Below are 6,331 nucleotides of genomic sequence, written 5' to 3'. Positions count from 1 at the left end.
CCCCCCGAGCCGGCCCGCGCCACCGCCGCGGGGCGCGTCTACCGCCGCGCCACCGCGGAACCCGACCTGACCGCGGGGCGGGACGCCCGCATCGCCGCCGAGTACCGGCCCACGCCGTGGTCGGCCACCGCGGCGGCGGTGCTGGCGGCGATCGGCTGATCAGCCGATCCGCGCCCGCCAGTCCTGCAGCACCGTCATGAGGGTGGTTTCCCACGGGATTCGCGGTGCCCAGCCGAGCGTGTCGCGCGCCGCGCCCGCATCGCATTCGGTGCGGATCACGTCGGTCGGCCGCAGCCGCGCCGGCTCCTCCTCGATGCGCGGCGCGATGCCGGCCAGCCGCAGCAGGTCCGCCAGGATGGTGCCGACATGCTTCGGCGCGCCGCTCGCCAGGTTGAACAGCGCGCCGGGCTCAAGCCGGTCGGCCTGGCGCAGCACTGCGACGTAGCCGGCGCAGACATCGGCGACGTCGAGGAAGTCGCGCCAGCGTTCCAGCGCGCCCACGCGCATCACCGGCGGCTGGCGCCCGGCCGCGATCAGCGCCGTCTGCCGCGCGAAGGCGGCGACGACGAAATCCTCCGACTGGCCGGCGCCGGTGTGGTTCACCGGGCGCAGCCGCACCGCCCGCAGCCCGCGCAGCGCCATCTCCCCCACGGCGAGATCGGTCGCCGCCTTCGACGCGGCGTAGGGATTGGCGGGGCGGAGCGCCGCATCCTCCGCCAGCCGCGTCCCGTCCATGAAGGACAGGCCGTAGACCTCGGCGGAAGAAGCGTGGACGAACAGCGCATCCGGCGCTTGCGTCCGCACCGCCTCGGCGATCGCGAGGGTGCCGAGCAGGTTGGTCCGCCAGGTCAGCAGCGGATCGCGGAAGGAGGCGCCGACGGCGGCGAGCGCGGCCAGGTGCAGCACCGCATCCGGCCGGCTCGCGCGCAGCGCCGCCGTGCAGCCGTCCGGGTCCAGCAGGTCGAGCGTGACCGCCTCGTCCCAGTTCGCCACGCTTTCGCCCCGCGTGGCCGCCAGCAGCCGCGCGGCCGGGAAGGCGGCGCGCAAGGCCTGGCGGAGATGCTCCCCGACGAAGCCGGAGGCGCCGGTGACGAGGATGCGGCGCACGGCCGGTCAGCGCGCGCGGGACTGATGCCGCGCGATGTCGGCTTCCACCATCTCCGCCATCATCGCCTCGAAGCTGATGGTCGGCTCCCAGCCGAGCTTCGCCTTCGCCTTGGCCGGATCGCCGTGCAGCACATCCACCTCCGCCGGGCGGAGGAAGCGCTCATCCACCGTCACATGCTCGCGCCAGTCGAGGCCGGCGGCCTCGAAGGCGATGCGGCACATCTCCCGCACGCTGATCGTGCGCCCCGTCGCCACCACGTAGTCGTCCGGCACGTCCTGCTGCAGCATCAGCCACATCGCGCGCACATAGTCCTTCGCATGGCCCCAGTCGCGCGTGGCATCCAGGTTGCCCATCGGCAGCTGCTTCGCCAGGCCGAGCTTGATGCGCGCGACGCCGTCGGTGACCTTGCGCGTGACGAATTCGATGCCGCGCAGCGGGCTCTCGTGATTGAACAGTATGCCGGAGGATGCGTGCATCCCGAAGCTCTCGCGGTAGTTCACCGTGATCCAGTGCGCATAGAGCTTCGCCACCGCATAGGGGCTGCGCGGATAGAAGGGCGTGCGCTCGCTCTGCCTCTGCTCCTGGATCTTGCCGAACATCTCCGAGGACGAGGCCTGGTAGAAGCGCGCGCCCGGCGCCGCCAGGCGCACCGCCTCGATCACGTTGTGCGCGCCCATCGCGGTGACGTTGCCGGTCAGCAGCGGCTGGTCCCAGGAAGTCTTCACGAAGGACTGCGCGCCGAGGTTGTACACCTCGTCCGGCTTCACCGCCTGGATGGCGCGGATGATGGAGGAGAGGTCCATCAGGTCGCCGTCCACCATGCGGACCTCGCCCTCGATGCCGAGCCAGCGCAACCGCTCCCCCATCACTTCCGCCGAGGCGGAGCGACGCAGCAGGCCGCAGACCTCGTAGCCCTTTTCCAGCAACAGCTGCGACAGATAGGCGCCGTCCTGGCCGGTGATGCCGGTGATGAGTGCGCGGGGCATGGCCTCGCCTCTGTTGTATGCCGATGGGCCTGGATTAGACGGCATGGCGGGTCAGCGCCAGACCTTCGGTCCGCATCGGTGGCAAGCCGGGTTGCGGACGGTCCGCGCGCCGATCGCCGCGCCGCGGACCGTCAGCCGACGAGCCCGCGCACCGGGGCCAGCGGCACGCCTGACGCCGCCGCGGCATATTCCTCGGCGACCTGGGCCCAGCTGCGTCGGCGCATCCGTTCATGCACGGCCAGCTGCACGGCCAGGATGGCGTCGCGATCCGCGATCCCGCGGAGGATGGCATCGGCCAGCGCTTCCGCGTCGTACGGGTCGAGGACGAAGGGCGCGAGTTCCGGATAGGTCGCGAGCAGCTCTTCCGTGTGCGGGCCGCGCGCCATCAGGCATGGGGTGCCGACGCTGACCGATTCCGAGAAGGGGAAGGGCGCGTCGCCGCCTTCGAAGAAGGCCGGATGCACGGTGAGCGCGGCGGCGTGATACAGCGCCGCGTGCTCCGCGTTCGGCAGGCGCGGCACCGACACGGCGTCGAGCAGTAGCCCGTGCTCGCGGACCAGGCCGAGGCTGCGCAGGAAGGGCGTGGCCGGATCGTCGATCAGGTCGGTGGTCATCAGCAGCTTGATCGCGCCGAAGCGCTCCTGCACCAGGATGCGCAGCGCCTCGATCACGGTCGGGATGTTCTTGCTCGGGCGCTCCTGCGTGGACACCGCGAGGTAGTCCACATGCTCCAGCGGGAAGTCGGCGAGATAGCGCCAGCCCCGCAGGCCGGCGTAGCGCCGCAGCATGGCGGCGGCCGTGTGGCGGGACGCTTCGGTGCGGCGTCGGTCCGCCCCGAGGAAGGGAAGCGCGTAGTGCAGATCGGGCGGCGCGTGCGGCACGATGCGCAGCCGGCGCGGATCGGCGCCCAGCGCCTCCACCGCGTGGCGCCGCGCGACATGCTCCGAGAACGTCAGGATCGCCTCGCAGACCTGCAGGTTGCGGCGCACCGCGGGGAACCAGGCGGCGATCGGGCCGTCCGGTTCCAGGTCGGCGGGATTCCAGCCGGAACCGAAATCCACCATCATCGCATCCGGCAGCAGCATCGCCCGCCGGCCGGGCAGGCTGTCCGGCACGACCATGTCGGCCATCAGGCCGAGCCAGGCGTCGAGGCTGCCTGGGTCGAGGCCGCGGACCTCCCAGCTCGGCTCCGGCGGCGGCGTGGCGGGCGCGGGCGCCGCGGCGTCGTTTGGCCGCGCTCCGCCGGTTTCCGCCGACCGGATCGCCGCCTCCGCCTCGGCCTGCCGCTCGGCGCCGCGATGCGCGGCCCAGGCGGCGAGGCCATCGGCAAGCCGAGGGAAGGGCGGCAGCCGCAGCCGGCGGAGTCCGACGGCGATTTGCGGCGCAGTGGCGACGGGATCGCGCCGGGCGGCCATGGCCAGGCCCAGGCCGCTCCGCACCCCGAACCGCCAGAACGGGCGCAGCAGGGCGCGCAGGGCGAGGAGCGGCGTGGCGGCCACGCCCGCCGCGAACAGGCCGAGGCCGATCCGCTGATCGGGCATGGCCAGCAGGCGCTGCGCGACGGGCGGCAGCGCGGCGGCGGGCGGCTCGGCGTCGGGCGGCTTGGCGGCGGGCGGCTCGACGGGGCGCGGCGCCGGCTTCGGGGCGGCCCGCGCGATGATGCCGAGCGTCCAGTCGGTGCCCTCCCGGGCCCGCAACCCCTCCAGCATGGTCCGCGCCGCCGCCGCGTTCACCGGGCGGACGCAGACATGCAGCGTCACGCGGCCGCTCTGCGCGGCACCCTCGACCAGCATGGCGAGGAGGCGGCTCATCCCCTCGCCGACGAAGTTGACCGGGAAATCCCAGGCGACCCAAAGGCCGAGCGCGACGCGGCGCCGCGATGGCTCAGCCATGGTCCACCAGCCTTCCGAGGATGCCGCCATAGGCGGCGGCGAGCTCGGCCTCCGGCGTCGGCCGCAGGTCGTGCGCCGGCGCGATGCCTGCGCGCAGGCGGCGCTCCGCTTCCAGCAGCGCCGCCGCCGCCGCGTCGGGGTCGCGCGCCGGGTGGAACAGCGCCGCCACGCCGTGGCGCTCGCAGATGAAGCGCATCGGCGGATAGTCGGTGCTGACCAGATGCGCGCCGGCCATCGCGGCATCGAAGGCGGCGAAGGTGCCGTTGTCCGCCAGCGCGTTGTGCCAGAGCACGCCATGCGACGCGACCAGGCGGCGGTAGGTGGGGTCCGGCGGCTCGCCGACGAAGCGCATCCGCGCCAGCACCTCCGGCGCTTCGGCCAGCGCCCGCGCGGCCGGGTGGTCGCTGCCGGTGGCGGGGTCGAGCGCGCGGCTGCCCACGCCGCAGACGGTGATGTCGAGGCTGCCGCCGCAGCTTACATAGAGTCGCAGCGCCGCGATCGCCGCGCGGTGGTTCTTGTGCGCCCCCCGGTTGGTGACCCAGAGGATCGCCGGTGCCGATCCCGGCGACGGCAGCGCGACCTCCGTCTCCGGCATCGCCGCCTCGGTCTGCAGCGGCGCCAGCACCGCGCGGTCCGGATGCACCCCCGCATAGCTGACGAGGTCCGCATGCGTCGTCGGCGTCGTCGCGAAGACGCAGCGCGCCCGGCGCCAGCCGATCATCACCTCGGCCAGGTTCGAGCGATCGCCGACGCCGTGCGGGCCGCCCTCCGCGGCGGCGACGCGCCGCGGCAGGAGATCGGCGCAGAACACCGCCGTGGGCCGCAGCCAGGGAACCCGCCCGTGCCCGTGGGAGGCGAAGAACATCCAGGCATCGGCATCGCGCAGCTCGCGCCCGGCGTCGTCGGGCACCAGCACCGGCGCCGGGCCGGGCGGGACCAGTTCGGCCGGGAAGACGAGCCGCGCCGCGTCGGCCGCCATGGCACGCCATGCGAAAGGTCGGATGGAGACGCCGCCGGCCTCCCGGCACCAGCGGCGCAGCGCCTGCCAGTCATAGGGGCCGCCACGCGGCAGGGCGAGCACCACCTCGACACGCCCGATCCCCGCCCATGGGCGGGAGGCGTAGAGCCGCGCCAGCAGCAGCGCATTGCGCAGCATGCCGCCGCGCCATTCGGCGGCGAGGATGATCGCCAGTCGCATGTCACGACGGTCCAAGCGCAGCGGTTCCGATGGGCGGCTCGCCATGCGCCGCGGTCCGCGGCCCGTCAAGCGCCGCCCTGCAAGGCCGGCGGCCTTGACGATGAATCATGCATTTCGCATGTAGCATCGGAACGAAGGGCGGCCTGACGAGGAGGCGATGCTGACATCGCGCGACAGGCCGCGGCGCCTGGTCTGGATCGTGAACCACCGCACGCTGTTGCCCGCGGAGGTGCCGATCTTCCGCCGCCTCGGCTACGAGGTCTTCATCCCGAAGATCGTCCCGCCCGAAAGCGCGTATCGCAGCAGCGTCGTCACCTACGAGCACGACGCGTCGCTCAGCCTTCCGGCCGCCACGCTCGACGTGCTCAACGCCCACGATTTCTACGGCAGGAGCCTCGGCCGGCGCGGCTGGAGCCCGACCATCCACCAGATCCTCAATGCGCATTTCGACGTCCTGGTCACGTCCGCCTCGGACTTCGTGACGCCGCTGCGGGAAGCGGTGCGGCATTTCCGCGGCCTCGTGGCGATGCGCGTGTTCGGCCTGCAGCATCCGAACACCTATGCCCGCGGCCTCGAGCTGTTCGGGCATGGCGAGCTGCGGGACGAGATCGCCCGGCGCGGGGATTCCTTCGTCTTCGCCCAGGGCTTCGACAACCTTGCCGAGATCGAGCCGCCCGAATTCGCCCGCCGCGCCCGCACCGCGACGGTTCCGCTGCCGGCGAGGATCTACGCCCATGCCGGCGCGTGGCACGGCCGCGGCGCGGAAGCGATCGCCTACTGCCCCGGCATCCTGCGGGAGGGCTACTACCGGGATGTCTACGACGCCATCCGCCGGGATTTCGGCGCCTTGCCGCTGCGCATCTTCGGTCGGCAGATCGAGACCATCGACGATCCCGCCGTCATCCCCGACCTCACCGATGACGCGCTGATGGAACTCTACGCGGCGGCGCCGGCGATGATCTATCCCTCGACGGAGCCGCGCCACGTCCACTACGCGCCGATCGAGGCGATGATCGTCGGCACGCCGGTGCTCTACCGGCGGAACGCGCTCTGCGACATCCTCGCTGGCGGCGGGCCCGGGGGGGGGGGCGGGGCGCCCGGGGGGGGGGGCGCGGCGCCGGGGCGGCGCGGCGGGGGGCCGGGGGGG

Annotated in this window: 5 protein-coding genes; 1 reads left to right on the top strand and 4 read right to left on the bottom strand. The window is 73.3% G+C overall.

The genetic code is table 11. The features are described 5' to 3' along the window. Window positions 1-159 precede the first annotated feature (159 nt). The 4 genes from AC1MIR_RS08590 to AC1MIR_RS08575 all read right to left on the bottom strand — a co-directional run bounded on the left by AC1MIR_RS08590 (window position 160) and on the right by AC1MIR_RS08575 (window position 5,199). Window positions 160-1,107 carry an NAD-dependent epimerase/dehydratase family protein gene (locus AC1MIR_RS08590; protein ID WP_480027763.1) on the bottom strand — a complete coding sequence of 316 codons (948 nt, stop codon included), beginning with the start codon at window positions 1,105-1,107 and terminating at the stop codon, window positions 160-162. Between the two features lie 6 nt (window positions 1,108-1,113). Next, window positions 1,114-2,094: a GDP-mannose 4,6-dehydratase gene (gene gmd, locus AC1MIR_RS08585; RefSeq protein ID WP_480027762.1), complete on the bottom strand. Its 981-nt coding sequence runs from the start codon at window positions 2,092-2,094 to the stop codon at window positions 1,114-1,116. 131 nt (window positions 2,095-2,225) lie between these two features. Beyond that, entirely contained in the window at window positions 2,226-3,986 is a 1,761-nt protein-coding gene (locus tag AC1MIR_RS08580; protein WP_480027761.1) for a glycosyltransferase family protein, read from the bottom strand. After that, window positions 3,979-5,199 (bottom strand): glycosyltransferase family protein, encoded by a 1,221-nt coding sequence (locus tag AC1MIR_RS08575; RefSeq protein WP_480027760.1) that lies wholly within the window; start codon window positions 5,197-5,199, stop codon window positions 3,979-3,981. Before AC1MIR_RS08575 ends, AC1MIR_RS08580 begins: the two co-directional genes overlap by 8 nt. A gap of 142 nt (window positions 5,200-5,341) precedes the next feature. On the opposite strand from AC1MIR_RS08575, the gene AC1MIR_RS08570 reads away from it, so the two are divergent. Further along, window positions 5,342-6,331 (top strand): hypothetical protein (locus AC1MIR_RS08570; protein ID WP_480027759.1); only part of this gene is annotated, 990 nt, incomplete at its 3' end.

Source organism: Falsiroseomonas sp. RANM36 (genome assembly GCF_056682175.1).
Note: the sequence above shows the minus strand (reverse complement) of the source record. Positions and strands in the feature narration are given on the sequence as shown.